The sequence below is a fragment of the Luteipulveratus halotolerans genome, from assembly GCF_001247745.1.
Lineage (GTDB): Bacteria > Actinomycetota > Actinomycetes > Actinomycetales > Dermatophilaceae > Luteipulveratus > Luteipulveratus halotolerans.
The window spans coordinates 741,886-767,659 of record NZ_LAIR01000002.1; the positions used below are offsets into that span (position 1 = coordinate 741,886).

The window sequence follows — 25,774 nt, forward strand, 5'->3', positions numbered from 1 at the left end:
GCTCCATGGGACTGGGGCTGATCTTCAGATGGTCATGGTCCTAGGACCATGCGGGCCTACGGCGTATCGGCGGCGCCGTCGAGCGGCCGCGGACCCGGTCCGCTCGGCGCGACGAGGACCTCGGGCGGGAGCGTCCAGGCGATCGCCGAGCGCTGCGTGACCCCGAGCTTGCGCAGGATGTTGCCGACGTGGGTCTTCACGGTCTTCTCGGAGATGTGCAGCTTGCGGGCGAGCTCGTTGTTGGAGAGCCCGTCGCGGGCGATGAGCGCCGCGATCTCGATCTCGCGGCTCGTGAGGTCGAGCTGGACCGGGCGCGGCTCGTGCACCCGGACGAGCTCGGCGACCTCGGTCTGCACCCTCTCGGCCAGCTCACGGGCCTGCGTGATGCCCCCGGTGACCTCGCTGCCCGACCCGGCGGCGACGCGCGCGAGGTCGACCAGCATCAGGCGCAGGTCGTCGAGCTTCTCGCCGATGCGGTTGACCAGGTCGGCCTCGTTCTGGACCCGGCTGCTGTCGAGCTCGGGGTAGAGTTCGTACAGGCCCAGGGAGTCGGCGTCGGCGGAGTCGCGCGAGATGGACTGCATCAGGGCGCGGGCCACCCACTCCATCGCCCGGACGAACTCGTCGTCGTAGGTGTCGGGCTTGAGGCTCTGAGCGCTCATCAGCCCGACCGCCTCGCCGTTGCTGTCGAGCAGCGGCACCGAGACCGAGTCCTGCGACAGGGTCGTGGCATCGCCGACGGGCGCGCCCTTGTGCAGCATCCGACCGTTGTCGTGCCGGGAGAGGTAGGGCTTGCGCGAGGTGCGCACCCAGTGCGACACCCCGCCGGGCGTGAAGAACAGCACCTCGGGCTGGAGGTACTGGTCACCGTCGTAGATGTAGGTGATGACCAGGCTGTTGTCGCCCTTGAAGTAGCCGATGTAGAACGCGTCGAGCTGGGCCAGGCCGGTCAGCGCGGTCTTGCACGCGGCGTACCGACGCGTCATGTCACCGCGCTCGACAGAGCGCAGGCGCCGGTCCGTGTTGCGCAGGACCGCCACGGTGAGCGGGCTGAACGCAGGGGACGGGTCGGCCATAACGCGAAGGTTAGCCCTTCGTCAGCCCTGGTCGCCTGCGGCCGGCTTGCCGCCCCGGGTACGACGACGGCGACGTCGGCGGGCATCGCCGCCGCTGCGCGCACCCTCGCCTGCGGTCTCCGGACGCTCCTTGGCGGCCGAGGGACGACCCGAGCCACCACCCGAGCGCGGACGACGACGGCCCTCGCCCCGACCGGCGGACTTGCCGGTCTCGCCGAGGTCCTCGACCTGCTCGGCGTCCAGGCCGGCGCGGGTACGTGCCGAGCGCGGCAGCGTGCCCGTCGCGTCGGTGGGGATGTCGAGGTCGGTGAACAGGTGCTCGGAGGAGGAGTAGGTCTCCTCGGGCTCGGGGATGCCGAGATCCAGCGCCTTGTTGATGAGCGCCCAGCGCGGCATGTCGTCCCAGTCGACGAACGTGACCGCGATGCCGGTGTTGCCGGCGCGACCGGTGCGGCCGATGCGGTGGACGTAGGTCTTCTCGTCCTCGGTGCACTGGTAGTTGACGACGTGCGTGACGTTGTCGACGTCGATACCGCGGGCGGCGACGTCGGTCGCGACGAGGATGTCGACCTTGCCGGTGCGGAATGCGCGCAGCGCCTGCTCGCGGGCACCCTGACCGAGGTCGCCGTGGATCGCCGCCGCGGCGAACCCGCGCGTGATCAGCTCGTCGGACACCTTGGCCGCGGTGCGCTTGGTGCGGGTGAAGATGATCGTGAGGCCGCGCTCACGGGCCTGCAGGATGCGCGAGAGCATCTCGACCTTGTCCATCGCGTGGGCGCGGTAGACGAACTGCTCGATGGCCTTGACGGTGTGGCTGTCGTCGCCGCCTTCGTCCATCGCCCGGATGTGGGTCGGCTGGGTCATGTAGCGGCGGGCCAGCGCGACGACCGCACCGGGCATGGTCGCGCTGAACAGCATCGTCTGACGCGATGCGGGGGTCATCGCGAGCAGCTTCTCGACGTCGGGCAGGAAGCCCAGGTCGAGCATCTCGTCGGCCTCGTCCAGGACGACACCCTTGACGTAGGACAGGTCGAGGTAGCCCTGGTTGGCCAGGTCGATCAGTCGGCCGGGTGTGCCGACGACGACCTCGACGCCCTTCTTGAGCGCCTCGATCTGGGGCTCGTACGCGCGACCGCCGTAGACGGTGAGCACCCGGATACCGCGCTTCTTGCCGGCGCGCTCGAGGTCACCGGACACCTGCACGGCCAGCTCGCGGGTCGGGGCGACCGCGAGGGCCTGGGGCTTGCCCGGGGCGGGCAGGTCGGCGTACCCCGCATCGCCCGGGGCGACCGTGCGGTTGAGCAACGGGACGCCGAAGCCGAGCGTCTTGCCGGTGCCGGTCTTGGCCTGGCCGATGATGTCGTGGCCGCTGAGCGCCACCGGCAGGGTCATCGCCTGGATGGGGAAGGGCGTGGTGATGCCGGCGTCGGCCAGCGCGCCCACGATGTCGGGGTGGACGTCGAAGTCGGCGAAGGTCTGCTCCGCTGCGGGTGCCTCGTCCGGCGCGGGCGTGATCTGGTCGGTCATGAGCTGCTCTCTGATCGGCAGGTGGGCCACGCGCACGTCGTCGTGCGGGCCACACCGTGGCGTGCGGGCCGATCGGAGCTCTCGCAGGGCGCGTCCCTCAGGTGGGGAATGCGCCGGGTCATGAAGGTCACAGGCCGACCGGGCACCAGTTGTCCTGGCCACTCTAACCGTGCAGCGCCGGATCGTTAGCATCCACGTATGGCAACCAGTACCGGGCGCGATCTCGCCGACCCCTCGTTCCGCGCCGGCGTCGTCGAGCTGTGCGGCGCTCTCGCCTACGGCGAGCTCGTCGGTTTCTTCATGATCGTGCACGACGCGGAGACCGCTCCGCGGTTGTCGGACCGCATCGCGCTGGCCCGCCTCGCGGCGCACGAGCTGGAGCAGTACGAACGTCTCTCGGGCCGGGTCACCGAGCTGGGCGGCGATCCCGAGACGGCGATGGCGCCGTTCACCGAGGGCTTCGACGACTGGCACCGGCGTACACCCGCAGGCAGCTGGCTCGAGGGCCTGATGAAGGTCTACGCCGGCCACACCCTCGCGACCGACTTCTACCGTGAGATCTCGGCGTACGTCGACCCCGAGACCAAGGCCCTGGTCGAGGAGGTGCTGCACGACACCGGCCACCTCGACTTCGCCGAGCGCACACTGCGTGAGGCCATCTCGCAGGACCCTGCGGCGGGTGGGCGACTCGCGCTCTACGGTCGCCGGCTCATCGGCGAGGCGCTCTCGCAGGCTCAGCGCGTGGCCGCCGAGCGTGACGCGATCACCAACCTGCTGGTCGACGACGGCTCCGGCAACGGCGCCGACCTGGCCGAGCTGACACAGATGTTCGCGCGCATCACGCAGGCCCACACCGACCGCATGGAGTGGCTCGGCCTGTCGGCCTGACCGCTGCTCGTACGACGAAGGGCCCCGTCTCGGTGAGACGGGGCCCTTCGGTCGTGCGGGTGCGGGTCAGTGCGCCCGGCTGTTGCCACTGAGGTCAGTGGGCAGACCGGAGCGGACCTTCTTGGCCTGCATACCGGCGTAGATCGACACACCGATGGCGCCGAGGACCACGCTGATGATGAGCGGGATCCACTGGATGCCGCCGTTGTCGTCGACGTCGAGCAGCGAGTAGCTGATGAATCCACCGATCAGCGCGGCGACGATGCCGATGATGATCGTCGGCGCCCAGCCGATCGACTGCTTGCCCGGAAGGACCAGGCGAGCGAGGGCTCCGACGACGATGCCGATGATGAGCCAGACGATGATGTTGCCGATCATGGGATGACTCCCTTCGGGCCGTGTCCCCACGGCCGCCTCAACGTCCCGCACCGTGAGGGTCGGTACGGGTGCTTCTGAGGCCGACTGTGCCGCTGATGGCGGCTGTTGGCAAGCCCGCAGACCGGCGTGCTCGCCGAGAACCCAGGTGTGACGAGTGTGACCGGTGTGCTGTGAGGGGTCAGCCGCCGAAGCCGACGCGACCCTTGTTCTCGGCGCCGATGTCGATGTAGCCGAGAACGCCGGCCGGCACCGTGACGCTGTGCCCGGCCTCGTCGACGAGGGTCAGCGGCGTGCCCGCGGTGAGCGCCTCCTGGACGAGCGCCTGCACCTCGTCGGGCGACTGGTTGGACTGGATGACGACCTCGCGTGCGACGTGCTGCACGCCGATCCTGACCTCCACGGTGGAATCCCTTCGGTGGTGGGCTCGACTCACGGTGCGGGCATGCTCCGCAGCCGGCCGCAACGATATGACTGTCGAGGGCAACGCCGGTCAGGCGCCCGGGTGTTCCCCGGGCCCTTCGTCGGTGAGCGGCAGACCGCCCAGACCACGCCAGCCGAGCTTGGAGACCAGGAAAGCGGCCTCCTCGCGCGGGATGGACGTGCCCTTGCTCAGCCAGTAGCGGGCGACGACCTGGCACATGCCGACCATCGCCATGCCGATCAGGTGCGCCTGCTCGTCCGGGAGGCCGGTGTCCTCCTTGACGACGAGCGAGATCTCGTGGGCGCACTGGCCCATCATTCGCTCGACGCGCTCGGCGACGGCGGGCTCGTTGATCAGGTCGGACTCGAAGACCATCCGGAACGCGGCGTCCTTGCGCTCGACGAACTCGAAGAACGCCTCGACCGTGGCCGCGACGCGCTGGGCGTTGTCGGTGGTCGACCCCAGGGCGGTCTGCACGAGCACCGGCAGCTGCGCGGTGTGGGTGTCCATCAGGGCGAGGTAGAGGTCGAGCTTGCCGGGGAAGTGCTGGTAGAGCACCGGCTTGCTGACCTGGGCCCGGTCGGCGATCTCGTCCATCGCGGTGGCGTGGTAGCCCGACTCGACGAAGACCGACTGCGCCGCCTCCATGAGCTGGGCGCGTCGCGCCGATCGCGGCAGACGGCTCGTGCGCCCGCGTCCCTCAGACAGTGTCGTCACCTCGTACTCCTCACCAAGCGGCTCCGTCTCGGCATCCTATGCCGCGGCCTACTGGCCAGTCACAGGTACGCCCCGGTGAGTTGCGTGTGAACGTCAGGCCCCGGGGCGACAATGGTCGGGTGACTGCCGAGCGCTACGCCCGCCACCTGCTCCTGCCCGAGGTCGGCCCCGCGGGCCAGCAGCGTCTGCGCGACGCCCGCGTCCTGGTGATCGGTGCCGGCGGCCTCGGGTCACCCGTGCTGCTCTACCTCGCCGCAGCCGGGGTGGGCCGTCTGGACGTGGTCGACGACGACGTCGTCGACCTCACCAACCTGCAGCGTCAGGTCGTCCACGGCACGGCTGCGGTCGGCGGGCTGAAGGTCGAGTCCGCGCGAGCGCGCCTCCTCGACCTCAACCCGGAGGTCGAGGTCGTCGTGCACCCCGAGCGGGTGACGGCGGCCAACGTCATGGCGCTGGTGGAGCACGCGGACGTCGTCGTCGACGGCACCGACAACTTCGCCACCCGCTACCTGGTCAACGACGCCTGCGCGCTCGCCGGCGTACCGCTGGTGTGGGGCTCGATCCTGCGGTTCGACGGCCAGGTGTCGGTGTGGTGGCGCGGCCACGGACCGTGCTACCGCTGCGTGTTCCCGACACCGCCCGAGCCGGGTCAGGTGCCCTCGTGCGCCGAGGGCGGCGTGCTCGGCGCGGTGGCGGCGACGATCGGGTCGGTGCAGGCCACCGAGGCGGTCAAGCTCGTCGTCGGCATCGGCGAGCCCCTGGTCGGCCGGCTTCTCGTCCATGACGCGCTCTCGCAGCGGTGGCGTGAGCTGACCGTACGCCGCAACCCGGCCTGTGCGGTCTGCGGCGACGAGCCGTCGATCACCGAGCCCACCGACCTGGTGCAGGCGTGCGCGCCCGAGCCGGTCGGCGTACGCACCATCGAGCCGCGCGAGCTGGCCGCCCTGCTGCACGGTCCAGCGGGCGTACGCCTCGTCGACGTGCGCGGTGACGGTGAGCGCGCGATCGCCGCGATCGAGGGGAGTGAGCCGGTGCACCTCGACGCGTTCCGGTCGGGGGAGGCGCTGCCCGAGCTGGCGCGGACGCCGGCCGACGTTCCGCTGGTCATCACGTGCAAGTCGGGCGCTCGGTCGGCCGAGGCGGTTCGTCTCCTGCGTGAGGCGACCGGTCGCGAGGCGCGCTCGCTCGACGGGGGAGTGCTCGCCTGGGCGCGCGACGTCGACCCGACGATGGCGACCTACTGATGGCTGATCTCGACCGTGTCGAGGAGCTGCCCGAGCTCGCCGACCTCGTCCTCGCGATCGTCGACCAGGTGCCCGAGGGGTTCGTGACGACCTACGGCGACGTGGCCGCGGTCGCCGGCACGGGGCCGCGCCAGGTCGGTGCGGTGATGTCGCAGTACGGCTCGCTCGCGGCCTGGTGGCGTGTGCTGCGGGCCGACGGTCGCCCACCGCAGGGGCACGAGGACGAGGCGGTCGCGTTCTACCGCGAGGAGGACACCCCGATGCGCAACGGGCGGGTCGACCTGCGCCGGGCACGCCACACGCTGCACAGCATCGAGGACGTCGGACCTGCGTGATGGGATGGCGCGCGTGCTGAAGATGCGACGCGCCGCCGACCCCACGGCCGTGCTGCCCGTCCTCGACGGCGTCCAGCGCGAGGCGGTCGAGTTCGACGGCCGGGCCCTGACCGTGCTGGGTGCTCCGGGCACGGGCAAGACCACCACCGCCGTCGAGATGGTGGTCGAGGCCGTGGCCCGCGGCGTACGACCCGAGCACTGCCTGCTGCTCTCGCCGACCCGTGTGGCAGCCGGCGCGCTGCGTGACAGGGTCACGTCGCGGCTCGCGGGCACGACCACCGAGCCGGTGTCGCGCACTCACCAGGCTCTCGGGTTCGGGCTCCTGCGCCAGGCCGCCTCGTTGCGTGGCCTGCCGGCGCCGCGGCTGCTCAACGGGCCTGAGCAGGACGTCGTGCTCAAGGAGCTGCTCGAGGGCTATGCCACCGGTCTCGCGCCGGAGCCGCCATGGCCGGCGTACGTGCGAGAAGCGTTGCCCACCAGGGGTTTTCGGGCCGAGCTGCGCGATCTGCTGATGAGGGCGGTCGAGCACGGACAGGAGTCCGACGACCTGCGCAGGCTCGGTGTCGAGCACGACCGGCCCGAGTGGGTGGCGGCGGCGCAGGTGCTCGACGACTACGACGAGGTGACAGCGCTGTCGCGCCCGGGGGCGTACGACCCGGCCTGGATCCTCGGGTCGGCTGCCGACCTGCTGCTCGAGGACGACGAGGCGCTGCGGCGCGTGCGCGACAGCGTGCGGTTCGTCGTCGTCGACGACGCCCAGGAGCTGACCTCCGCTGCTGCGCGGCTGCTGCGCGTGGTCGTCGGCCCGCAGACCCAGGTGCGGCTGGTGGCCGACCCCGACACCACGGTGCAGGGTTTTCGCGGTGCCGACCCGCGGCTGTTCGGCACGCTCGCGACCGAGTGGGGTGCCGACGAGGTACGCCGGCTGCAGGTCTCGTACAGGCAGCCCGAGGCACTGCGCGCGGTCAGCGAACGCGTGAGCGCGCGCATCGGCGCCGTGAGCGGCGCGCTGCACCGCGAGACGCAGACCCGCAGTGGCGGCGTGGTCGAGGTCGCGCTGCTGCGCGCGGTGTCGCAGGAGGCCGCGCACGTCGCGGGCCTGCTGAGGCGGGCTCACCTGATCGACAACGTCGCCTGGAGCGACATGGCGGTCATCGTGCGCGGGCAGGGCCGTACGGGCTCGCTGCGCCGCGCGCTCGCGGCGTCCGGAGTGCCCGTCGCGGTGCCGCCCACGACCGTGCCGCTGCGCGACGAGCCCGCCGTCCGACCGTTCCTCACCCTGATCGAGGTGGCTCTGCGGCTCGCCGCAGAGCCACCTACGGACCCCGACCAGGCGGGTGAGTCGGCCCTGCCGATCACACCCGAGGTCGCGACGGACGTGCTGACCTCACCGCTCGGGGCCGCCGACGCCGTCGCGCTGCGGCGGATGCGGCGCGCGCTGCGCAGCGTCGAGCTCGAGTCGGGCGGCAGCCGCACGGGTGACGAGCTGCTCGCGGCGTCCGTGCTCGACCCTGCTCAGCTGACGCTGCACGGCCCGGAGGTCGCGCCCGCGCGCAGGGTCGCCAGGGTCGTCCAGGCCGGTGTCACGGCTGCGCGTGTCGACAACGCCACCGCCGAGACCGTGCTGTGGGCGATGTGGCAGGCGTCGGGCCTGGCCGAGCCGTGGTCGTCCGCGGCGCTCGCGGGTGGCCCGGCCGGTGCCCGGGCCGACCGCGACCTCGACGCGGTCGTGGCGCTGTTCGGTGCGGCGGCGGCGTACGTCGACCGGTTGCCCCAGTCGGGGCCTGCCGACTTCCTCGAGCACGTTCGTGGGCAGGACGTGCCGGGTGACACGCTCGTCGCCCGCGCGCCCGACGACGAGTGCGTCTCGCTCATGACTCCGGCCGGCGCGGCGGGGCGCGAGTGGCACACCGTCGTGGTCGCCGGCGTCCAGGAAGGCGTCTGGCCCGACCTTCGGCTGCGCGGTTCGCTGCTCGGATCCGAGCGCCTCGTCGACGTGCTCACCGAGCGCGGCAGCACGCTGCGGGCCGCGCAGGCCGCGGTGCGCTACGACGAGACGCGGCAGTTCCTCGTCGCCTGCTCGCGCGCCCGTGAGCGTCTGGTCGTGACGGCGGTGCGCTCCGAGGACGAGCAGCCCTCGGTCTACCTCGACATCGTCGATCCCCTTGACGTGCAAGGAGATTCGTCTCACGACGAGCTGCGCGAGTTCACCGATGTGCAGCGTCCGATGACGTTGCAGGCGGCCGTGGCCGAGCTGCGCCGCGAGGTCGCGGTCGGCGACGACGAACAGCGTGCCGAAGCCGCCGCCGCGCTGTCCCGGCTCGCCCGCGAGCACGTCCCGGGCGCTGATCCGGCGTCGTGGTGGGCGCTCACCGAGCTGTCCGACGACCGACCGCTGCGGCGGCCCGACCAGCTCGTCGGGGTGTCGCCGTCCAAGGTCGACCAGTTCGCCACCTGCGGGCTCAACTGGCTGCTCACGACGTGCGGTGGCGAGGGGCCCGACGTCGGTGCGGCCACGCTCGGCACGCTCGTCCACGAGGTCGCCGCCGAGCTCGGTGACACCGAGCCCGAGCGCATGCACGACGTGCTCGACGAGCGGTGGCCGCGGCTGGGCCTGGGCGAGGGATGGATCTCCGAGCGCAAGCGCCAGGAGGCGCACCGCATGCTCGACCGGCTCGCCGACTACCTCGACAGCGCGGCGGCCATGGGCTGGCGCAAGGCCGCGGTCGAGATCGCCTTCGACGTCGAGGTCGGACGGGCACGGCTGCGCGGTCGTGTCGACCGGCTCGAGCAGCACGACGAGCACGGGCTGCGGATCATCGACCTCAAGACCGGCAGTAGCAAGCCCACCAAGGACCAGCTGACCGAGCACCCCCAGCTCGGCGCCTACCAGGTCGCGGTGGCCGAGGGCGGGTTCGACGAGGGCGACGTCGCGGGTGGCGCGGCGCTGGTCCAGCTCGGCAAGGCCGGCCTCAAGGGCCGTGCCGACGTGCAGGCGCAGCCGGCCATCGAGCCGGGTGACGAGCACTCGTGGGCCCACGACGTCGTACGCGCCACGGCCGACGGGATGGGCGCGGCCACCTTCGTCGCGACGGTGAGTGATCGCTGTGGTGTCTGCCCCGTACGCCGGTCGTGCCCGCTCCAGCCCGAGGGGCAGGCGATCTGATGGCACCCTCGTACACCGCGCTCGACCTCGCGACCGCGCTCGGCAACCCGCCGCCGACCCCCGAGCAGCGAGCCGTCATCGAGGCGCCGCTGCGGCCGCTGCTGGTGGTGGCGGGCGCAGGCTCGGGCAAGACCGAGACCATGGCGTCGCGCGTCGTGTGGCTCGTCGCCAACCGGTTCGTCGAGCCCGACCAGGTGCTCGGCCTGACGTTCACCCGCAAGGCTGCCGGCGAGCTGGCCGAACGCATCGGCAAACGGCTGCGACGCCTGCGTCATGAGGGGTTGTGGACCCCGACCGTCGATGACGACGGCACCGAGGGGCTCGGCGACATCCCGTCGGTCTCGACCTACCACTCCTACGCCGGACGGCTGGTCGGCGAGCACGGTCTGCGGCTCGGCGTCGAGCCCGAGTCACGGATGCTGTCCGAGGCCGCGGCCTGGCAGTACGCCAGTGAGGTCGTCCAGCGCTACGACGGCCCGATGGAGCGCATCGAGTTCGCCGAGAGCACGATCACCGCGGCGGTCGTCGCGCTCGCCGGTGAGATGGCCGAGCACCTGCTGCGACCCGAGCAGGTCGCCGACTACCTCGACCGCGTCGCAGCACACGTCCCGACGTTGCCGGTGACCGGCCGCACGCGGGGCACACCGCCCGACGCCACGGCCATGCTCGCCCGGCTCGCAGCACGGCGTGACCTGATCCCGCTGGTCGAGGCGTACGGCGCGCTGAAGCGTCGGCGTTCGGCTCTCGACTTCTCCGACCAGATGGCTCTGGCCGCTCAGCTCGCCGAGCAGTTCCCGGTGCTGGGTTCGCTTGAGCGCCAACGCTTTCGGGCGGTTCTGCTCGACGAGTTCCAGGACACCAGCGAAGCCCAGATGGTGCTCCTCAAGTCGTTGTTCGTCGCCCGCGGCGAGCGGGTGCCGGTCACAGCGGTCGGCGACCCGCACCAGTCGATCTACGGGTGGCGTGGTGCGTCGGCGACCACGCTGTCGCGCTACCCGCACCTGTTCACCGACGCAGACGGCGACGCCGGCGTGCTGCCCCTGTCGACGAGCTGGCGCAACGACCGTGGCGTGCTCGAGGTGGCCAACCTGACCGCGGCGCCGCTGCGGGCTGCGAGCAAGGTCGCGGTCGAGGTCCTGCACCCGAGGCCCGACGCCGGCGAGGGCACCATCCGGGCGGCCCGCTTCGAGACCACCGAGGCCGAGGCGACGCACGTCGCCGAGTGGGTCCGGGCGCGGTGGTTCACGCCCGAGGGAGACCGCTCCGGTCGTACGGCAGCGGTGCTGTGCCGCAAACGATCTCAGTTCCCGGTGGTGGCCGAGGCGCTCACCGAGGCCGGCCTGCCCGTCGAGATCGTGGGCATCGGCGGTCTGCTCACGACGCCCGAGGTCTCCGACCTGGTGAGTCTGCTCTGGGTCGTCCAGGACCCGAGCCGCGGCGACCGCTTGATGCGGCTGCTCACCGGCCCCGCGCTGCGGCTCGGCCCGGCCGACCTCGACGGCCTGGCCGCGTGGTCACGTCACCTCGCCGCCCGCGACAAGCCCGAGGTCCCTCGCGACCAGGCCGACATCGCGCCCGACTCACGCGAGCAGGCCTCGCTGGTCGAGGCGCTCGACGAGCTGCCCCGCCCCGGCTGGGCCGGTCGCGAGGGCCAGCACGTCAGCGACGTCGCGCGTGGGCGCCTCGAGGGCCTCGCCGCAGCCGTACGCCGACTGCGCGGTCTCACCGGCCTGCCGCTGTCCGATCTCGCGGGCGAGGCCGAGCGCGTCCTCGGTCTCGACATCGAGGTGCTGTCGCGCCCCGAGCACACGGCGACGACGGCGCGCGTCCACCTCGACGCGTTCGCCGACGTCGCCGCCCAGTTCGCATCCTCGGCGGACCGTCCGACCCTCGGTGGGTTCCTGGCCTGGCTCGACGCGGCCGAGCAGGAAGAACGCGGCCTCGACCTGGGCTACCTCGAGGTCGAGACCGATGCGGTGCAGGTGCTCACGGTCCACGCGTCCAAGGGGCTGGAGTGGGACGTCGTCGCGGTGCCCGGCCTCACCGAGGGCACGTTCCCCGCGCACGACGCCCGCGCGTCCTGGGTGCCCGACGCCGGTGACGACGGCGAGGGCGAGTGGCGCATGGGCACGGTCAAGGACAAGGGCTGGACCTCCGGGCTGGACGGCGTCCCGTACGACCTGCGCGGCGACGCCGACGGCCTCCCGGTGCTTCCGTGGCACAGCGTCGAAGGCACCCAGGAGCTCAAGGACGCGTTCGTGCGCTTCCACGAGGACGGCGGTGCGCACGCGGTGGCCGAGGAGCGCCGGCTCGCCTACGTCGCGTTCACGCGGGCCCGGCGCGAGCTGCTGCTCACGGCACCGGTGTGGGCCGACGGCAAGACACCACGGGTCACCTCCAGGTTCGTCGAGGAGCTGCGTTCGGCCGGTCTGCTCACGGTCGGTGAGTGGGCGCCGATGCCGGTCGTGCCGGAGGGCGAGAAGTCGGTGCCCAACCCCCGGCTCGCGGTGGCGTTGACGGCGACGTGGCCGCACGACCCGCTGGCGCGCCGACGCGAGCAGCTCGCCGACGGCGCACTGCGCGTACGACGGGCGATCGCCGAACCACCACCGCTGGAGCAGGGGCTCGTCCCGGTCGACGACCGGGCTCTGGAGATCGACCTGCTGCTGCGCGAACGCGATCGCGCTCGCCGTCCGCACGAGGCCACGGTCACCGTGCCGCGTCACCTGTCGGCATCAGCGGTCGTCGCTCTCGCGGCCGATCCCGAGGCGTTCGCGCTCGAGCTGCGTCGACCGATGCCGCACCCGCCGGCGCTCGCCGCGCGCCGAGGTACGGCGTTCCACGCGTGGGTCGAGCAGCACTACGCGCAGGCGGCGCTGGTCGACATCACCGAGATGCCCGGCGCCTCCGACCCCGACGCCGACGACGACGCCGACCTGCCTGCGATGAAGGCTCACTTCCTGGAGTCCGAGTGGGCCGGGCGTCATCCGGATGCGATCGAGGTCGCGGTCGAGACCGTGGTCGACGACATCGCCGTACGTGGCCGCATCGACGCCGTATTTCGTTCTGGCTCAGACGAATTCACGATCGTCGACTGGAAGACCGGGCGTCCGCCGGCCGGTGAGGCGGCGCGTACGAAGGTGCTCCAGCTCGCTGCGTATCGGCTCGCCTACGCCCGGTTGCGCGATGTGCCGGTCGAGCAGGTGGACGCCGCGTTCTACTACGCCGCGACGGGCGAGACCGTCTGGCCGGCGATGCCCGACGAAGACGCGCTGCGTGAGCTGCTCGCCACCATTCCCCGCTAGGTCACGGGCAGGTCACCCACGTCACGAACGTGTCTCGTTGCTCTCAGGCCGGTGCCGTGAGCCGTGCGAGGCGGCCAGTCTCGGGCGACATGGGGATCATCAGGGGAGAGACAGGTCGGGCGCGACGACGGGTGTGGGCGGCAGGTCTGGCCGTGCTGCTCGGCGGCGCGAGCATCACCACCGGGGCGGCAGCGGCCGACGCCGGCGACACCGGAGCGGCCGTGTCGTCGACGCTGGCCTGGCACGCGTGTGCCAAGGACCCTGAGCCCCCGGCCCCGCCTGGCGCCGAGTGCGCAGAGGTGCAGCTGCCGATCGACTACGCGCACCCTGCACGCGGGACCACCACGGTGGCGGTCGCCCGGCTCAAGGCCGCGCGCCCCGACCAGCGCATCGGTGCGCTCGTGGTGCACCCGGGCGGTCCCGGCAAGCCGGTCATCGGGCTGTCCGATGTCTTCCAGCAGATGCTGGGCTCGGGCGTGACGGACCGGTTCGACATCATCGCCATCGATCCGCGAGGCACCGGGCGCTCCCAGCACGTGAGCTGCCCCGACATCCCGGGCGAGCCGCGACCGGCCGAGCCGGCCACGCCCGTACCCACGACGAAGGCCGAGATCACACGCCAGCTGGCGTGGGACGCGTACGAGCGCCGCAGCTCCGAACGCAGGTCGGTGGACGCCGACCGGTCGCCGAGGTCGATGTCGATGACCTCCTTGACCCGTCCTGGCCGGGACGTGAGCACCGCGACCCGCTGCCCGAGGTAGACCGCCTCCTCGATGGAGTGGGTGATGAACACGACGGTCGCGCCGGTCGTCCGCCAGATGCGCAGCAGCTCGTCCTGCAGCTGCTCGCGGGTCTGGGCGTCGAGGGCAGCGAACGGTTCGTCCATGAGCAGGACACCGGGCTCGTACGCGAGGCTGCGCGCGATCGCGACGCGCTGCTTCATACCGCCGGAGAGCTCATGCGGGTAGCGGTCCTCGAAGCCCGAAAGCCCCACGAGAGAGAGGTATTCGCGTGCCTTGGCGGTGCGTTCGGACTTCGACAGACCTTGCTGCTCGAGTCCGAAGGCGACGTTGGCCAGCGCCGTCCGCCACGGGAAGAGCGCGTACTGCTGGAACACGATCCCGCGGTCGAGGCCTGGCCCGGTCACCTCGGACCCGTCCACCAGGACCTGGCCCGACGAGGGCTGTGTCAAGCCACCGAGCAGGTCCAGCAGGGTGGTCTTGCCCGAGCCGCTCGGGCCGAGGAGCGTGAGGAACTCACCGTCGGCCACGTCCAGGTCGATGTCGACCAGCGCGTCGAGCGTGACCGCGTGCGGCTGCTCGCGCGTCGGTCGTACGACGAACTGCTTGCCGACCCCACGGAGGCTGATCTTGGGTGTCGTCACGACTGGCCTCCGGCCTTCGCGAGACCGTTGAACTCGTTGGTGTACAACGACTTCGGGTCGAGCTCGCCCTTCGGCACGATGCCGCTGCTGTCGAGCCAGTCGGTCCAACGGGTGTAGTCCGCGTCGCTGACAGCGCCGCCCTGGGACGGGATGCCGACGCTCTTCCAGTACTTCAGCGACGCGGTGGACTCGTTGCGCTTGCGCTCGTTGATGATCTTCGTGAACCGCTGGATCACCTGCGCCCGTGGTGTCGTGCGCTCCCACTCGACGGCCTTGGCGACACCGGTGACGAAGTCCTGGGCGGCTTCGGGGTTCTTGGCCGCGAAGTCGTTGCGCAGGACGTACTGCCCGCCGTTGAACGACCCGAACAGCTGGTAGTCGTTGAACAGGCTCCGCAGGCCCCCGGCGGCGACAGCACGGTCCTGCAGGACGCCGCCGAGGGAGCCGACGTCGACCTGACCGCGGCGGATCGCCTGCTCGGTGTCGTTCGGCGGCAGCACGACCAGCTGCACCTTGTCGATCTCGGCCTTCGTCAGCCCGTTCCGGGTGAGGTAGGTGTCGATCACGGCCTCGGAGTGCGCGCCGAGCGTGTTGACCGCGATCTTCTTGCCGATCAGGTCACGGGGTGTGCGGATCGGGCTGCCGGCCTTCACGTAGAACCCGTTGAACGTCTTGGCGTCCTCGCCGTAGTAGTTGACGACGGCCTTGACCGGCGCTCCCGCTCGGATGAGCTTGACGACGGCACCGGAGAAGGCGCCGCCGAAGTCGGTCTGACCGGTGGCGGCGGACTGGATGTCCTGCGGGCCGTTGATCGTGTTGCCCACCCACTTGAGGCGTACGTGCTTGAAGTAGCCGAGGTCCTCGGCGAGCTCGGGCAGGGTGACCGCGTTCGCCGAGCCCTGATAACGCAGGGTGACGCGGCCGTCAGCAGCCTTCTGCGGCTCGGCCGCGGTGCCGGCGCCGATCGCGCAGCCGGTCAGCGACAGTGCGAGGAGGGCGGAAACGGGCATGACGGCATGACGAAGTGTCTTCACGTGAGTTCCTTTGAAGGAGAGGGGAGTACGAGCGCTGTCAGGCGACGGCGACGTGCTGGCGTACGACCGGGTCGAGCCGGGCGATCGCCTGGGCGAAGCCGTCGGTGACCTCGCGCAGAGGTGCGCCCGAGGCGTCGTCGACCGTGACCGCACCGTCGGCGTCGATCGCGACGTGCTGGGACAGCACGAACCAGCCGGGGGTGATGTGGGTGGCGCCGAGGCTGGAGAGCACCGGACGCAGGGCGTAGTCGACGACCAGCACGTGCGCCGGCGTACCGCCCGTGGCCAGCGGCAGGACCGCCTTGCCCTGGAGGGCGTACTGGGGCAGGTCGAGGAAGACCTTGAGCAGCCCACCGAAGGAGGCCTTGTAGACCGGCGTCGTGACGATCACGGCGTCGGAGGAGGTCAGGGTCTGCACCGCATGGGCGACGTCCGCGTCGTTCGTGTCCGCACGCAGCAGCGCGTCGGCCGGCAGGTCGCGCAGCACGATCGGGCTGATGCTGTGGCCGGTACGGGTGAGGGAGTCGGTGACGGTGCCGAGGACGGCGTCGGTGCGTGAGGTTGAGCTCGGACTGCTGGAGATCGCGGCGATACGAGCCATGTGTTCCTCCTTGAGGGGACGCCGAGATGCCCTGATGGCCAAGGGTTTACGGCTGGTGTGCAGATGGGCAGGGGGCAGCGTCGTGGACGCGCCGGTGATGGCGCTGTGCGCCGGACGTGCGTCAGTCGCGACAGAGCGCGCTCGACACGCGCAGCAGGTCGACGTGCCGACGACGGCACAGAGTGCGAGTCATGAGGGCTGTGCTCATGGCAGATTTCACCCGTCTCGTCAGAGAGGCTGGGAGCTCGCGCTTGCGGCGACCGGCTCTGGTCGCCGCCGGGTCATCACCCGGAGCACCCCGCCGCGAGGGAGGGTTGCCGTCCAGCAAGCCGGGGCTTCGCGCTGGATCTCGTGACCTGCAGAGAAACTACCGAGCCATGCATAAGCATGGCAACACTCATCGAGAACGTTTCGTTATGCGGACGATCGTCCCGAGGACTGAGAGCGGGCGGTCAGCCGGCGTGCGCGTCGGGGTCGGAGCGATCGCGGCGGATCGGCTCGGTGACGGCGTCGCGCAGGTCGTCGCGCCGGCGGCGGATGTCGTGCGGGTCGTCGTCGGCGTCGTCCTGCCCGTGGATGGTGCCGACGTCCGATGAGGTCGTCGCCGAGTCGGCCGGCGACGCCTCGGGCAGTGCGGCGCTCACGGCAGTGCTGCCGGGAGCGGCCGACACATCGGGCGCGGAGCGGCTGGAGTCGACGTCCTCCTCGTCGTCCATCTGCGGGATCTCGAGGGTCTCGTCCTCGTCGTTGGACTCGCGCACGGTCACGACCTCGATGTCGGCCGGGTCGACCGCGGGCTCGGCCGGTGCCGCAGGAGCCGTCGCCGTCGTACGCCGCGCCACCGGGGGCGGCAGCAGCGACTCGTCGTCAGCGGTGCGCTCCTCGAGGCGTCGCAGTGCTGCAGCGCGTCGGTCGACGAGCGGGTCGTCCTCGGCGGCGGCGGCCTCCATCAGCAAGGTCACCCGCCGCAGCTCGGCGGCCAGCCGGATCCGGCGTTCGAGGTGGGTGTCGGGGCGTTCGCGGCGCGACTGCGCGTAGGACTCGACGACCGTGTCGACCGCGTCGGGGGCGGCCATCAGCGACAGGAGCGCGAAGTCGGCGGCCGGGTCGCTGACCGCGGCGCCCTCCCACGAGTCGAGTGCGACGACCTCGCCGTCGGCCACGCGCACGTCGCCGTCGTGCAGGCCGCCGTGGGTCGGGGTCGTCGCGAACCTCCAGAGGCTGACCTCCTCCAACGCCCGCTCCCAGCGGTTGAGCAGGCCCGGAGGGACGTGCCCGGTCGAGGCCGCGCGGTCGAGCTCGGCCAGGCGACGGCTGCGGTAGGAGTCGGCGTCGTACGACGGCAGGCCCGCCTCGTCGTACACGCGGGGGTCGGTGTCGTGCAGCTCGGCGAGGCAGCGGCCGAGCGAGCGCGCCTCTTCGGAGCGGGGCTGCAGGTCGCGCCACGTCACGGGTGAGCCGGGCAGCAGGTGCACGACGCCGACGGTGCTGCCGTCGCGCGCGGTGACGCTGCCGACCAGGCGCGGCATCGCGAACGTCAGTCGCTTGGCGAGGAGGGTGGCCAGGCGCTCGGTCTGGTCGAGGGCTGCTGCGGCGGCCGTCGTGCGGGCCGAACGGACCTGCAGCCGCCGGTCGTCGTCGGTGGTGACGACGGCCAGCTGATAAGGCGCACCGGGTCGGACCGCGAGCCCTTGGACCTGCACGGGTCGCAGTCCCGGTACGGCGGCGGTGGCCAGGGCGGCCAGGGCGAGCGGACGACTGGACACGGCCCCCACGGTAGGTCAGGTGCCGCCGCGAACCGCGCAGGCTCGCGGCATAGCCTGCTGGGCGTGGCGCCCTACGACTCCGAGACCCTGCTCGAGCTCGGCCTGTCCCGCTCCGCGCTGGACCGGTCGGCAGCCCAGCGCAAGGACCCCGACACCCTCGCGGCGGTCCTGCGCGACCCGACGACGCGGGTGCTCGACCTCTACCGAGACCGCGTGCCGTACGACGGTGAGCGCGGCTCCCGCGCGCTGCGCTACCGGCCACCGGGCGACGCCGACCACGACGCCCTGGTCGTCTACCTCGGGGCCCACGACGGCATCTCCTACGCGTGCGCGGTGCACGACGCCGAGGACGACGGCGACGACCGGCGCGCCAACCTGCGCTCGCTGGGTCTGGAGCTCGACGATCTTGATGTCGGCGTGCTCGCCGCGTCGGTCGGTATCGCCAACTGGCATGCGGCACAGGGCTACTGCCCGCGCTGCGGCTCGCCCACCGAGCCCCGCGAGGGCGGCTGGGTACGGGTCTGCACCCGTGACGGGTCGAACCACTTCCCGCGCACTGACCCCGCCGTGATCATGGCCGTCGTCGACGGCGACGACCGCCTCCTGCTGGCTCGCGGTCACGAGTGGCGTCCGAACGGCATGTCGGTGCTGGCCGGTTTCGTCGAGCCGGGCGAGTCGCTGGAGGCGGCCGTGGCTCGTGAGGTGATGGAGGAGGTCGGCGTCACGGTCGAGGAGGTCCGCTACCGCGGCAACCAGCCCTGGCCGTTCCCGGCCTCGCTCATGGTCGGTTTCCGGGCGCGCGCCACGACGACCGAGCTGCACCTCGACCCGGTCGAGATCGCCGAGGCGCGCTGGTTCACCCGCGACGAGCTGACCGCAGCGGTCGACGCGGGTGAGCTGCTGCTCTCGCCGCACCTGTCGATCGCGCGCCATCTCATCGAGGACTGGTACGGCGGGCGCATCCGCGAGCCGGAGGGCACCCCGACCGGTCTGCGCGCCACCTGAGCGGCGCGCCTGTCGGCCGCAGGTGCGAGCATGGCTCGCGATGAACGCCGACGACGTCCTCCAAGGGCTCGACCCCGAGCAGCGGGCCGTGGCCGCATCCCCGCTCGGTCGCATGGTCGTGCTGGCCGGTGCCGGCACGGGCAAGACCCGCGCGATCACCCACCGCATCGCCTTCGGCGTGCACTCCGGCGCCTACCAGCCGCAACGCGTGCTCGCGGTGACGTTCACGGCGCGCGCGGCCGGTGAGATGCGTACGCGCCTGCGTGGGCTCGGCGTCCCCGCGGTCCAGGCACGCACCTTCCACGCCGCCGCCCTGCGTCAGCTGCACTACTTCTGGCCGCGGGTGATCGGCGGCCCCGCGCCCGAGGTGATGCCCCACAAGGCGCCCGCGGTCGGTGAGGCGGGCACCCGGCTGCGCCTGCAGCTCGACCGCGCCGTGATGCGCGACCTCGCCTCGGAGATCGAGTGGGCCAAGGTGTCGATGCTGACGCCCGAGACCTATCCGGCTGCCGCGCGGCGAGCCGGTCGCAGCCCGGCCGACCTCGACCTCACCGCGATGGCCCGCATGCTCGAGGTCTACGAAGAGGTCAAGACCGAGCGCGGTGTCATCGACTTCGAGGACGTCCTGCTGCTGATGGTCGGCATCATGCACGACCGCGACGACGTCGCCCGCGAGATCCGTTCGCAGTACCGGCACTTCGTGGTCGACGAATATCAGGACGTCAACGTCGTCCAGCAGCATCTGCTCGACGCGTGGGTCGGCGAGCGGCGCGACCTGTGCGTCGTCGGAGACCCCGCTCAGACGATCTACTCCTTCACCGGGGCCTCGCCCAAGCACCTGCTCGGGTTCCGCGCCCAGCACCCTGACGCCGAGCAGGTCAAGCTCGTGCGCAACTACCGCTCCACGCCCGAGATCGTCGGCCTCGCCAACCTCGTCGTCCGCGCCGGCACACAGGGCACGGTCGAGCTGCAGGCGCAGGGTGCGTCCGGCCCCGCGCCCACGCTGACGTCGTACGCCGACGACCCGGGCGAGGCGCGCGGCGTCGCCGATCAGATCGCAGCGCTCGTGCGCAAGGGGACCCCGGCCAGCGAGATCGCCGTGCTGTTCCGCACCAACGGCCAGTCCGAGGCCGTCGAGTCCGCGTTGACCGAGGTCGACGTGCCCTACCTGGTGCGCGGCGGCGAACGCTTCTTCAGCCGCCAGGAGGTCCGCAACGCCGTGCTGCTGCTGCGCGGTGCGGCGCGATCCGACGACGGCAGCGTGCCGCTCGGCAACCTCGTGCGCGACGTCATCACCGGCGCGGGCTGGTCCCCGAAGGCGCCGACGTCCGGGGGCGCCGTGCGCGAGCGCTGGGAGTCGCTCAACGCGCTCGCCGAGCTCGCCGACGACGTCGCGGCCGCCGGCGAGGGCGTACGCCTGCCCGACCTGGTCGTCGAGCTCGACCGTCGTGCCGCCGAGCAGCACGCGCCCACGGTGCAGGGCGTCACGCTGGCGTCGTTGCACTCCGCCAAGGGCCTGGAGTGGGACCACGTCTTCCTCATCGGCTGCAGCGACGGGCTCCTGCCCATCTCGATGGCCGAAGGCCCCGAGGCGGTCGAGGAGGAGAGGCGGCTGCTCTACGTCGGGCTCACCCGTGCCCGTCAGCGGCTGGTCGTCTCGTACGCTGCGGCCCGCAACCCCGGCGGGCGCGCGTCGCGTCGCCCCTCCCGCTTCCTCGACGGCGCTGCGTCGGTGCTGGGTGAGGCGGCCCGGTCGCAACCGCGCAAGAAGGCCAAGGAGCGCAAGGTCGCTGCGGCCACCCGCTGCCGCGGCTGCGGCAAGGACCTCGCCACCGCCGCCGAGCGCAAGATCGGCCGGTGCGCCGACTGCCCGCCGACCTACGACGAGGCCCAGTTCGAGGCCCTGCGGGCCTGGCGACTGGCCGTCGCCTCGATCAGCAAGGTGCCGGCGTTCGTGGTCTTCACCGACGCGACGTTGATCGCCATCGCCGAGAAGCGGCCGTCCAGCGCCGGCGAGCTGAGCCGGATCTCAGGCGTCGGCGTACGCAAGCTCCAGCGCTACGGCCCGTTCGTCCTCGATGTTCTTGGCGGTTCCGATCCGCAGCAGACCGCCGAAAGGTGTTGTGCTGCAACGGAATCCGAAGAATCTGCGTGATCCACACAAAGAATCTGAAGAAATCACGATTAATTCGGTTGTGCGCTCTCACAGGGCGGACGTAATCTGTCTGATGTTCAGGCCGCCGGCTCAGGCAGCCGGGTGGGGTCATCGATACGAACGAAGGAGGGTTGGAGACATGGACATCACCACGATGAAGAGCATGACGTGCGAGAGCACCGGCATGCCGATCACTGCTGCCTTCATGCGTCCGATCCTCGGATCCGCACGTGTCGAGGTTCAGGGGATCAGTGTGTCCGCTGTCGTCCGTGAGCGCGCCGTCGCCGGCCTGGCCGACGTCCAGGCCGAGCGCCTCTCCGGAGCCGGAGTCCCGGTCATCGCCACCGATCGCTCTGCCCACCCGTACACCAAGTCCTTTGCCGATGGTGTCGTTCGTTCCGCTTCCTGGAGTCATCCGGTCTAGTTGCTAGACCAGCCTCCTCAGGCCGCGGAACCCGATATCAGGGTCCGCGGCCTTTCTCGTGTCCGCGGGGCCATTGACAGCAGAAAGCCAGCAATGCCGACCAGCACGCCAGCCGAATGCCCGCCCGCCAACACCACCGGAGCAGCGGTGAACCCGCAGCGCCGGAGCACGACACAGCGACCCCTGGACCGGGGTCAGGAGAAGAAGGAGGTGCCACCCATGATGCTCACCGATCTGATAGCCGACACCATGGACGCCGTTGACCAGGGCACGGAGCTGCCCTGCCGGGTCAACGACCCGGAGCTGTGGTTCGCCGAGCGCCCTGACGACGTCGAGTTCGCCAAGGCCCTGTGCGGCAGCTGCCCGTTCCGCGAGGGCTGCCTGTCCGGGGCCAAGGACCGCCGCGAGCCGTGGGGTGTCTGGGGTGGCGAGCTCTTCCTCCAGGGCGTCGTGATCCCGCGCAAGCGTCCGCGCGGTCGTCCGCGCAAGCACCCGGTCGCCGCGTGATCCCATGCACGTCATGCGATCCGCCGACCTGTTCGACACGTCCCTCCACGGGAGGCCGTGTCCATCTGAGCAACTCGAAAAGCGTTCTGTCTCAAGGAGATTCACCATGTATCAGGTACTGAACGAGCAGCTGGCGCGCCAGCGAGTACACCCCCGCAACACGGGTGTACGTCGCCGGTCGCTTCAGGTGGCCCTGCACGTACGCCGCCAGGAGCGTCACCGCCTCGAGCGGTGAGGCCGCGCATCGACCGCTCGACGCCAGGCACCGCCGTAGCACGCGGTCCGATCGTCGAGTGTGACTCCGGGAGGCCGGGTGAGGTTGTCCTTCACCTCACCCGGCCTTCGCCATGTCCGGGTGAGGTCAGGGCAGCGGCGGCAAGCCGGCGCCGGGCACGCACCGGCCGACGATCTCGCGGGCGGGGACGGTGCCCTCGATCTGGCACAGCACGGCGATGCCGCCCAGCCAGGTGCGGTGGATGAGCAGGTACTGCGGGGGAAGGTTGAGGCGCAGGCCGACGGTGAACTGGCTGCTGCGGGGATCGTTGACGTAGGCGAAGATCCCGCGCAGCCACGACCGGGAGAACGCGAAGGTCGGCTCGTGCAGGGGCTCCAGGAACCGCCCGAGGTAGTCGAGCAGCTCCTCGGCGTCGATCGTGATGCGTGACTTGATGAAGCCTTCGTCGCGCAGCCCGTCGACCACGCCCTCGGCGTCACCCTCGAGCGCGAGCGAGATCAGCTCGCCGAGCGCTGGCGGCAGTCCGTCGGGCAGCCGGTTGACCGCCCCGAAGTCCAGGACCCCGAGACGCCCGTCGGGCAGGAGCCGGAAGTTGCCCGGGTGGGGGTCGGCGTGCAGCACTCCGGCGCGCTCGGGTGCGGCGACGAGGAACTCCAGGTAGCGAGCCGCAGCGAGGTCGCGCTGCGCCTGGGTGCCTGAGGCGATGACCTCCGAGAGCGGCGTCCCGTCGACCCACTCCGAGACGATGACGTGGGGCGACCAGTCGAGCACGTCGGGGAGGCAGAAGTCGGGGTCGTCGGCGTACGCCTCGGCCAGCTGTGCCTGCGAGGCCGCCTCCAGCTCGTAGTCGAGCTCTTCGGCCATCCGGCCCTTCAGCTCATCGAGGATGGGGGCGAGGTCGAGGCCCGGGATCCAGCTGGCGGTGAGGCGTACGACGCGGGTCAGCTGGTTGAGGTCGGACATCAGGGCCTTGGCCGCGCCTGGGTACTGGACCTTGACGGCGACGTCACGGCCGTCGGCCCACACCGCGCGGTGGACCTGGCCGATGGACGCTGCTGCTGCGGGCTCGTCCTCGAACGACTCGAACCGCTCGCGCCAGTCGTCGCCGAGCTCGTCGGCCAGAGTCGCGTGAACCATCGCGACGGGCATCGGTGGAGCGGCGTCCTGCAGCTTGGTGAGCGTTGCCCGGTAGGGCCCGGCGAGCTCCTCGGGCAGCGCGGACTCGAACATCGACAGCGACTGCCCGAACTTCATCGCGCCGCCCTTGAGGGTGCCGAGCACCTGGAACAGCTGCTCGGCGGTGCGGGCCTGCAGCTCGGCGGCGACGAGCTCGGCCGGTCGACCGCCGACGCGTTTGCCGAGACCGAGGGCGGCTCGGCCGGCGAACCCGATCGGCAGCGTGGCGAGCCGGGCCGACCGGACCACCGCCTTGCGCGGGATCTCGCTCATCGCGTCGTGCCGGCCCGGTGTCTGCTCATGCGTTCATTGTCACGCACGGGCACCGAGGATGTTGCGACCACTGGTGATACGACACGTGCCCGTGGGGCATCGACACGACCTGCCCGACGCCGAGGGGCGCCGGCGTCCCGATCAGCTCGCCCCGGACGATGAGCGCGACGAGCCCGGCCGCCAGGCTCCCGAGCCCGGGCTGCGGGTCGGCGGCGACCGGGGCGCGTAGCAGAGCGGCGCCGAGCGCGGCTCGCCCCGGGTCGCGGTCGGCGCGGTACAGCTCGAGGCACTGAGCGCACGGGCCGTGGCCCGGTCGCAGCACCGGCCCGACCGCGATGCGGTCTCCGTGGGTGACGACCGGCACGACGGGGACGCCGAGCGCGGCCCAGCTCTCGGCGCGGGCCACGTCCGCGACCTCGGCGCTGACGCACACGGCGAGGTCGGGAGCGGCGTACGAGGTCGGCACGACGGGTGGTCGAACCGCCGTCGGTGCGTCGCGGACCACCTCGCCACCGGACGACGCGACGACTGCGGCGACGGTCTCGCGCAGCGAGCCGTAACCGGTCACCGAGACCGTGCCCGTGAGGACCTCGGACCCGGCCGCCTGCTCGGCGGCACTGGCCAGCAGCCGCAGCGCTGCGGCAGCCTCCGGGCGGGTGGTCCGACCGGACGACACGGCCCGCAGCGCGCTGCTGGTGGTGGAGCCGAGCTCGACGAGGACGCGGCGGTCGGGCGGCTCCAGGCCGGCGACGATGACCGACCGCAGGCGGGCGAGGCTGACGTGCACAGCGCCGGGGGCGTGCGGCGAGGCGCGCAGGATCACGGCGGACCGGGAATCGGTGGGGGACATGGGCCACCTCCAGGGTGTGGGCTGCCCGCACTCTTGCAGGGGAACGCGACCGGCATGATCGGTCGTCCACAGGGGCGGACGAGAGGGGACCTGATCGTGGGAGCAGGGATCGCGCTGGTGGTGCTGGTCGCCGCACCACTCGTGGCGCTGTGGTGGCGTCGCCGGGTGCGGGCCGGGAGCGTCGACGAGTACTTCGCCGACCTCGTACCTGGCCTGCTCCCGGTGCACGGGCAGCCCGCACGGCGGCAGCACGGGCGACGCGCGCGGCAGATGGTCCAGGACGCGGCCGTGCGGTTCGACTCGCCGCAGGTCCGACCCGCCAGCGTGGGCGTTCTCACCCGACGTCGTACGCAGGCCCCTGACCTCGGCGCGGCGTTCGTCGACCTCGCGATCCGCGGTCACTTCAGGATCAGACGTCCGCACCGGCGTGAGGCGTTCGCGCCCGGCGACTGGGTGCTCGACCCGACCGGCACGACGGCGCAGTGGTCCTCGCTCTCACCCGCTGAGCGGGGCGTCCTGCGGGCGCTGTTCCCCATCGACGTCCCGGTGACGATCGCTCAGCGCAAGGACTGGTTGCGCACCGCCCTCCAGGGCCTGCGCACCGAGCTCGACCAGCAGGCTCGAGACCTGCGCTGGCTGTCCGGCCGGCCGCTGCTGCTCAGCCTGGGCGTCGTCCTCGCACTGGGGGTGCTCGCAGCCGCCGCCCTCACGTTCGGCGACCACGTGACGCTGGCCGGAGTCCCTCCGCTGCTCGGCTCCCTCGCGACGATCAGCGTGCTCGTGTCGATGGTCGTCATCGCCCTCACCGCGACACCGCGTCGTACGGCCGAGGGCACGGCGCTCGCGGTCCAGATCAGCGGGTTCGGCCGTTTCCTGCAGGTGGCCGAGGCGCGCCGGATCAGGTTCGAGGAGGCCGCCGGTCTGTTCAGCCGGGGCCTGCCCTGGGCGGTCGCGCTCGGGCTGACCGAGCACTGGTGCCGGGTGTTCCGCGACGTTCTCGTCGCCGCGCAGCACAGCGGCTACGCCGTCGGCGACACCGGCATCACCCATCTCGACCTCGGCTGGACCGACGGGATCGACGTGCTCGACGGCATCCCGGACGCGTTCGACGCGTTCGCCGACTCGGTCGAGTCGCTGGTCGACGACGTCACCGGCGACGTCGGTGACCTGGCGTCGAGCGCGGACGGCGGCGACTCGGGCGGCAGTGACTCCGGCGGAGGCGACTCGGGAGGGGGAGGTGACTCCGGCGGCGGAGGAGACTCGGGCGGCGGAGGAGGAGACTGAACCGCCCGGCAGCTAGCGTTCGG

General features: G+C 71.7%; 22 protein-coding genes, 1 pseudogene and 1 riboswitch. Of the genes and pseudogenes, 11 read left to right on the forward strand and 12 right to left on the reverse strand.

The genetic code is table 11. The annotated features are described in order from the left end of the window. Positions 1 to 56: 56 nt before the first annotated feature. Both VV01_RS04145 and VV01_RS04150 read right to left on the reverse strand, forming a co-directional pair. Positions 57 to 1,076, reverse strand: a complete 1,020-nt coding sequence (locus tag VV01_RS04145; RefSeq protein WP_050668791.1) for a response regulator transcription factor — start codon at positions 1,074 to 1,076, stop codon at positions 57 to 59. A gap of 21 nt (positions 1,077 to 1,097) precedes the next feature. Next, positions 1,098 to 2,603: a DEAD/DEAH box helicase gene (locus tag VV01_RS04150; RefSeq protein ID WP_050671709.1), complete on the reverse strand. Its 1,506-nt coding sequence runs from the start codon at positions 2,601 to 2,603 to the stop codon at positions 1,098 to 1,100. Between the two features lie 198 nt (positions 2,604 to 2,801). Here VV01_RS04150 and VV01_RS04155 point away from each other — a divergent pair, with 198 nt between their 5' ends. Further along, a complete protein-coding gene (locus VV01_RS04155; RefSeq protein ID WP_050668792.1) occupies positions 2,802 to 3,491 on the forward strand; it encodes a ferritin-like fold-containing protein in 690 nt (229 codons plus the stop codon). Between the two features lie 66 nt (positions 3,492 to 3,557). Here the strand turns inward: VV01_RS04155 and VV01_RS04160 are convergent, their stop codons facing one another. The 3 genes from VV01_RS04160 to VV01_RS04170 all read right to left on the reverse strand — a co-directional run bounded on the left by VV01_RS04160 (position 3,558) and on the right by VV01_RS04170 (position 5,007). Beyond that, positions 3,558 to 3,869 (reverse strand): GlsB/YeaQ/YmgE family stress response membrane protein, encoded by a 312-nt coding sequence (locus tag VV01_RS04160; protein ID WP_050668793.1) that lies wholly within the window; start codon positions 3,867 to 3,869, stop codon positions 3,558 to 3,560. A 178-nt stretch (positions 3,870 to 4,047) separates the two neighbouring features. Beyond that, positions 4,048 to 4,269, reverse strand: a complete 222-nt coding sequence (locus tag VV01_RS04165) for a DUF3107 domain-containing protein (RefSeq protein WP_050668794.1) — start codon at positions 4,267 to 4,269, stop codon at positions 4,048 to 4,050. Between the two features lie 90 nt (positions 4,270 to 4,359). Continuing rightward, on the reverse strand, positions 4,360 to 5,007 hold the full coding sequence (locus VV01_RS04170; protein ID WP_050668795.1) for a TetR/AcrR family transcriptional regulator: 648 nt from the start codon (positions 5,005 to 5,007) through the stop codon (positions 4,360 to 4,362). A 38-nt stretch (positions 5,008 to 5,045) separates the two neighbouring features. Between VV01_RS04170 and moeB the strand changes: the two genes are divergently transcribed. From moeB to VV01_RS04190, 4 genes are read left to right on the forward strand one after another with little or no spacing between them, the layout of a single operon-like run. Next, the gene (gene moeB / locus VV01_RS04175) at positions 5,046 to 6,251 is read left to right on the forward strand and encodes a molybdopterin-synthase adenylyltransferase MoeB (RefSeq protein ID WP_082220812.1); all 1,206 of its coding nucleotides are present in this window, start codon (positions 5,046 to 5,048) and stop codon (positions 6,249 to 6,251) included. Then, positions 6,251 to 6,586 carry an MGMT family protein gene (locus tag VV01_RS04180; protein WP_050668797.1) on the forward strand — a complete coding sequence of 112 codons (336 nt, stop codon included), beginning with the start codon at positions 6,251 to 6,253 and terminating at the stop codon, positions 6,584 to 6,586. The genes moeB and VV01_RS04180 overlap by 1 nt, the downstream gene beginning before the upstream one ends. A gap of 22 nt (positions 6,587 to 6,608) precedes the next feature. Further along, the gene (locus VV01_RS04185) at positions 6,609 to 9,752 is read left to right on the forward strand and encodes an ATP-dependent helicase (protein ID WP_050671710.1); all 3,144 of its coding nucleotides are present in this window, start codon (positions 6,609 to 6,611) and stop codon (positions 9,750 to 9,752) included. Further along, a complete protein-coding gene (locus VV01_RS04190) occupies positions 9,752 to 13,057 on the forward strand; it encodes an ATP-dependent DNA helicase (protein WP_050668798.1) in 3,306 nt (1,101 codons plus the stop codon). The genes VV01_RS04185 and VV01_RS04190 overlap by 1 nt, the downstream gene beginning before the upstream one ends. A gap of 610 nt (positions 13,058 to 13,667) precedes the next feature. Here VV01_RS04190 and VV01_RS04195 read toward each other — a convergent pair. The 5 genes and pseudogenes from VV01_RS04195 to VV01_RS04210 form a co-directional block, all read right to left on the reverse strand. Further along, positions 13,668 to 14,441, reverse strand: a pseudogene (locus VV01_RS04195) (ABC transporter ATP-binding protein); the annotation flags it as partial. Then, positions 14,438 to 15,451, reverse strand: a complete 1,014-nt coding sequence (locus tag VV01_RS04200) for an ABC transporter substrate-binding protein (RefSeq protein WP_050668799.1) — start codon at positions 15,449 to 15,451, stop codon at positions 14,438 to 14,440. The pseudogene VV01_RS04195 and the gene VV01_RS04200, both read right to left, overlap by 4 nt. A 61-nt stretch (positions 15,452 to 15,512) precedes the next feature. Further along, positions 15,513 to 16,076 carry an NADPH-dependent FMN reductase gene (gene ssuE / locus VV01_RS04205; RefSeq protein WP_050668800.1) on the reverse strand — a complete coding sequence of 188 codons (564 nt, stop codon included), beginning with the start codon at positions 16,074 to 16,076 and terminating at the stop codon, positions 15,513 to 15,515. Between the two features lie 121 nt (positions 16,077 to 16,197). Then, complete coding sequence (locus VV01_RS24865) at positions 16,198 to 16,284, reverse strand: putative leader peptide (protein WP_407942934.1); 87 nt, start codon at positions 16,282 to 16,284, stop codon at positions 16,198 to 16,200. A gap of 34 nt (positions 16,285 to 16,318) precedes the next feature. Then, positions 16,319 to 16,433, reverse strand: a riboswitch (SAM riboswitch). Positions 16,434 to 16,528: 95 nt separating this feature from the next. Next, on the reverse strand, positions 16,529 to 17,842 hold the full coding sequence (locus VV01_RS04210) for a phosphotransferase (protein WP_050668801.1): 1,314 nt from the start codon (positions 17,840 to 17,842) through the stop codon (positions 16,529 to 16,531). Positions 17,843 to 17,905: 63 nt separating this feature from the next. Here VV01_RS04210 and nudC point away from each other — a divergent pair, with 63 nt between their 5' ends. From nudC to VV01_RS24585, 5 genes are all read left to right on the forward strand, one after another. Continuing rightward, entirely contained in the window at positions 17,906 to 18,847 is a 942-nt protein-coding gene (gene nudC, locus VV01_RS04215; RefSeq protein WP_050668802.1) for an NAD(+) diphosphatase, read from the forward strand. 40 nt (positions 18,848 to 18,887) lie between these two features. Next, on the forward strand, positions 18,888 to 21,002 hold the full coding sequence (locus VV01_RS04220; protein WP_050668803.1) for an ATP-dependent DNA helicase UvrD2: 2,115 nt from the start codon (positions 18,888 to 18,890) through the stop codon (positions 21,000 to 21,002). Between the two features lie 139 nt (positions 21,003 to 21,141). Continuing rightward, complete coding sequence (locus VV01_RS04225) at positions 21,142 to 21,426, forward strand: hypothetical protein (RefSeq protein WP_050668804.1); 285 nt, start codon at positions 21,142 to 21,144, stop codon at positions 21,424 to 21,426. 219 nt (positions 21,427 to 21,645) lie between these two features. Continuing rightward, a complete protein-coding gene (locus tag VV01_RS04230; protein ID WP_050668805.1) occupies positions 21,646 to 21,933 on the forward strand; it encodes a WhiB family transcriptional regulator in 288 nt (95 codons plus the stop codon). A 106-nt stretch (positions 21,934 to 22,039) separates the two neighbouring features. After that, positions 22,040 to 22,168, forward strand: a complete 129-nt coding sequence (locus VV01_RS24585; RefSeq protein WP_269431112.1) for a hypothetical protein — start codon at positions 22,040 to 22,042, stop codon at positions 22,166 to 22,168. A gap of 126 nt (positions 22,169 to 22,294) precedes the next feature. On the opposite strand, the gene VV01_RS04235 is transcribed toward VV01_RS24585, so the two are convergent. Then, positions 22,295 to 23,617 (reverse strand): ABC1 kinase family protein, encoded by a 1,323-nt coding sequence (locus VV01_RS04235; protein WP_050668806.1) that lies wholly within the window; start codon positions 23,615 to 23,617, stop codon positions 22,295 to 22,297. A gap of 25 nt (positions 23,618 to 23,642) precedes the next feature. After that, on the reverse strand, positions 23,643 to 24,467 hold the full coding sequence (locus VV01_RS04240) for a TOMM precursor leader peptide-binding protein (protein ID WP_157508731.1): 825 nt from the start codon (positions 24,465 to 24,467) through the stop codon (positions 23,643 to 23,645). 96 nt (positions 24,468 to 24,563) lie between these two features. Here VV01_RS04240 and VV01_RS04245 point away from each other — a divergent pair, with 96 nt between their 5' ends. Beyond that, positions 24,564 to 25,751 carry a DUF2207 family protein gene (locus VV01_RS04245; RefSeq protein WP_071606280.1) on the forward strand — a complete coding sequence of 396 codons (1,188 nt, stop codon included), beginning with the start codon at positions 24,564 to 24,566 and terminating at the stop codon, positions 25,749 to 25,751. Positions 25,752 to 25,774 lie beyond the last annotated feature (23 nt).

What these genes read in the sequence shown, in the direction of transcription:
- VV01_RS04145 (WP_050668791.1), bottom strand. Translation starts at nt 1,076, where the DNA reads ATGGCCGACCCGTCCCCTGCGTTCAGCCCGCTCACCGTGGCGGTCCTG.
- VV01_RS04150 (WP_050671709.1), bottom strand. Translation starts at nt 2,603, where the DNA reads ATGACCGACCAGATCACGCCCGCGCCGGACGAGGCACCCGCAGCGGAG.
- VV01_RS04155 (WP_050668792.1), top strand. Translation starts at nt 2,802, where the DNA reads ATGGCAACCAGTACCGGGCGCGATCTCGCCGACCCCTCGTTCCGCGCC.
- VV01_RS04160 (WP_050668793.1), bottom strand. Translation starts at nt 3,869, where the DNA reads ATGATCGGCAACATCATCGTCTGGCTCATCATCGGCATCGTCGTCGGA.
- moeB (WP_082220812.1), top strand. Translation starts at nt 5,046, where the DNA reads ATGCCGCGGCCTACTGGCCAGTCACAGGTACGCCCCGGTGAGTTGCGT.
- VV01_RS04180 (WP_050668797.1), top strand. Translation starts at nt 6,251, where the DNA reads ATGGCTGATCTCGACCGTGTCGAGGAGCTGCCCGAGCTCGCCGACCTC.
- VV01_RS04185 (WP_050671710.1), top strand. Translation starts at nt 6,609, where the DNA reads ATGCGACGCGCCGCCGACCCCACGGCCGTGCTGCCCGTCCTCGACGGC.
- VV01_RS04190 (WP_050668798.1), top strand. Translation starts at nt 9,752, where the DNA reads ATGGCACCCTCGTACACCGCGCTCGACCTCGCGACCGCGCTCGGCAAC.
- VV01_RS04200 (WP_050668799.1), bottom strand. Translation starts at nt 15,451, where the DNA reads ATGCCCGTTTCCGCCCTCCTCGCACTGTCGCTGACCGGCTGCGCGATC.
- ssuE (WP_050668800.1), bottom strand. Translation starts at nt 16,076, where the DNA reads ATGGCTCGTATCGCCGCGATCTCCAGCAGTCCGAGCTCAACCTCACGC.
- VV01_RS24865 (WP_407942934.1), bottom strand. Translation starts at nt 16,284, where the DNA reads ATGAGCACAGCCCTCATGACTCGCACTCTGTGCCGTCGTCGGCACGTC.
- VV01_RS04220 (WP_050668803.1), top strand. Translation starts at nt 18,888, where the DNA reads ATGAACGCCGACGACGTCCTCCAAGGGCTCGACCCCGAGCAGCGGGCC.
- VV01_RS04225 (WP_050668804.1), top strand. Translation starts at nt 21,142, where the DNA reads ATGGACATCACCACGATGAAGAGCATGACGTGCGAGAGCACCGGCATG.
- VV01_RS04230 (WP_050668805.1), top strand. Translation starts at nt 21,646, where the DNA reads ATGATGCTCACCGATCTGATAGCCGACACCATGGACGCCGTTGACCAG.
- VV01_RS24585 (WP_269431112.1), top strand. Translation starts at nt 22,040, where the DNA reads ATGTATCAGGTACTGAACGAGCAGCTGGCGCGCCAGCGAGTACACCCC.
- VV01_RS04235 (WP_050668806.1), bottom strand. Translation starts at nt 23,617, where the DNA reads ATGAGCGAGATCCCGCGCAAGGCGGTGGTCCGGTCGGCCCGGCTCGCC.
- VV01_RS04240 (WP_157508731.1), bottom strand. Translation starts at nt 24,467, where the DNA reads ATGTCCCCCACCGATTCCCGGTCCGCCGTGATCCTGCGCGCCTCGCCG.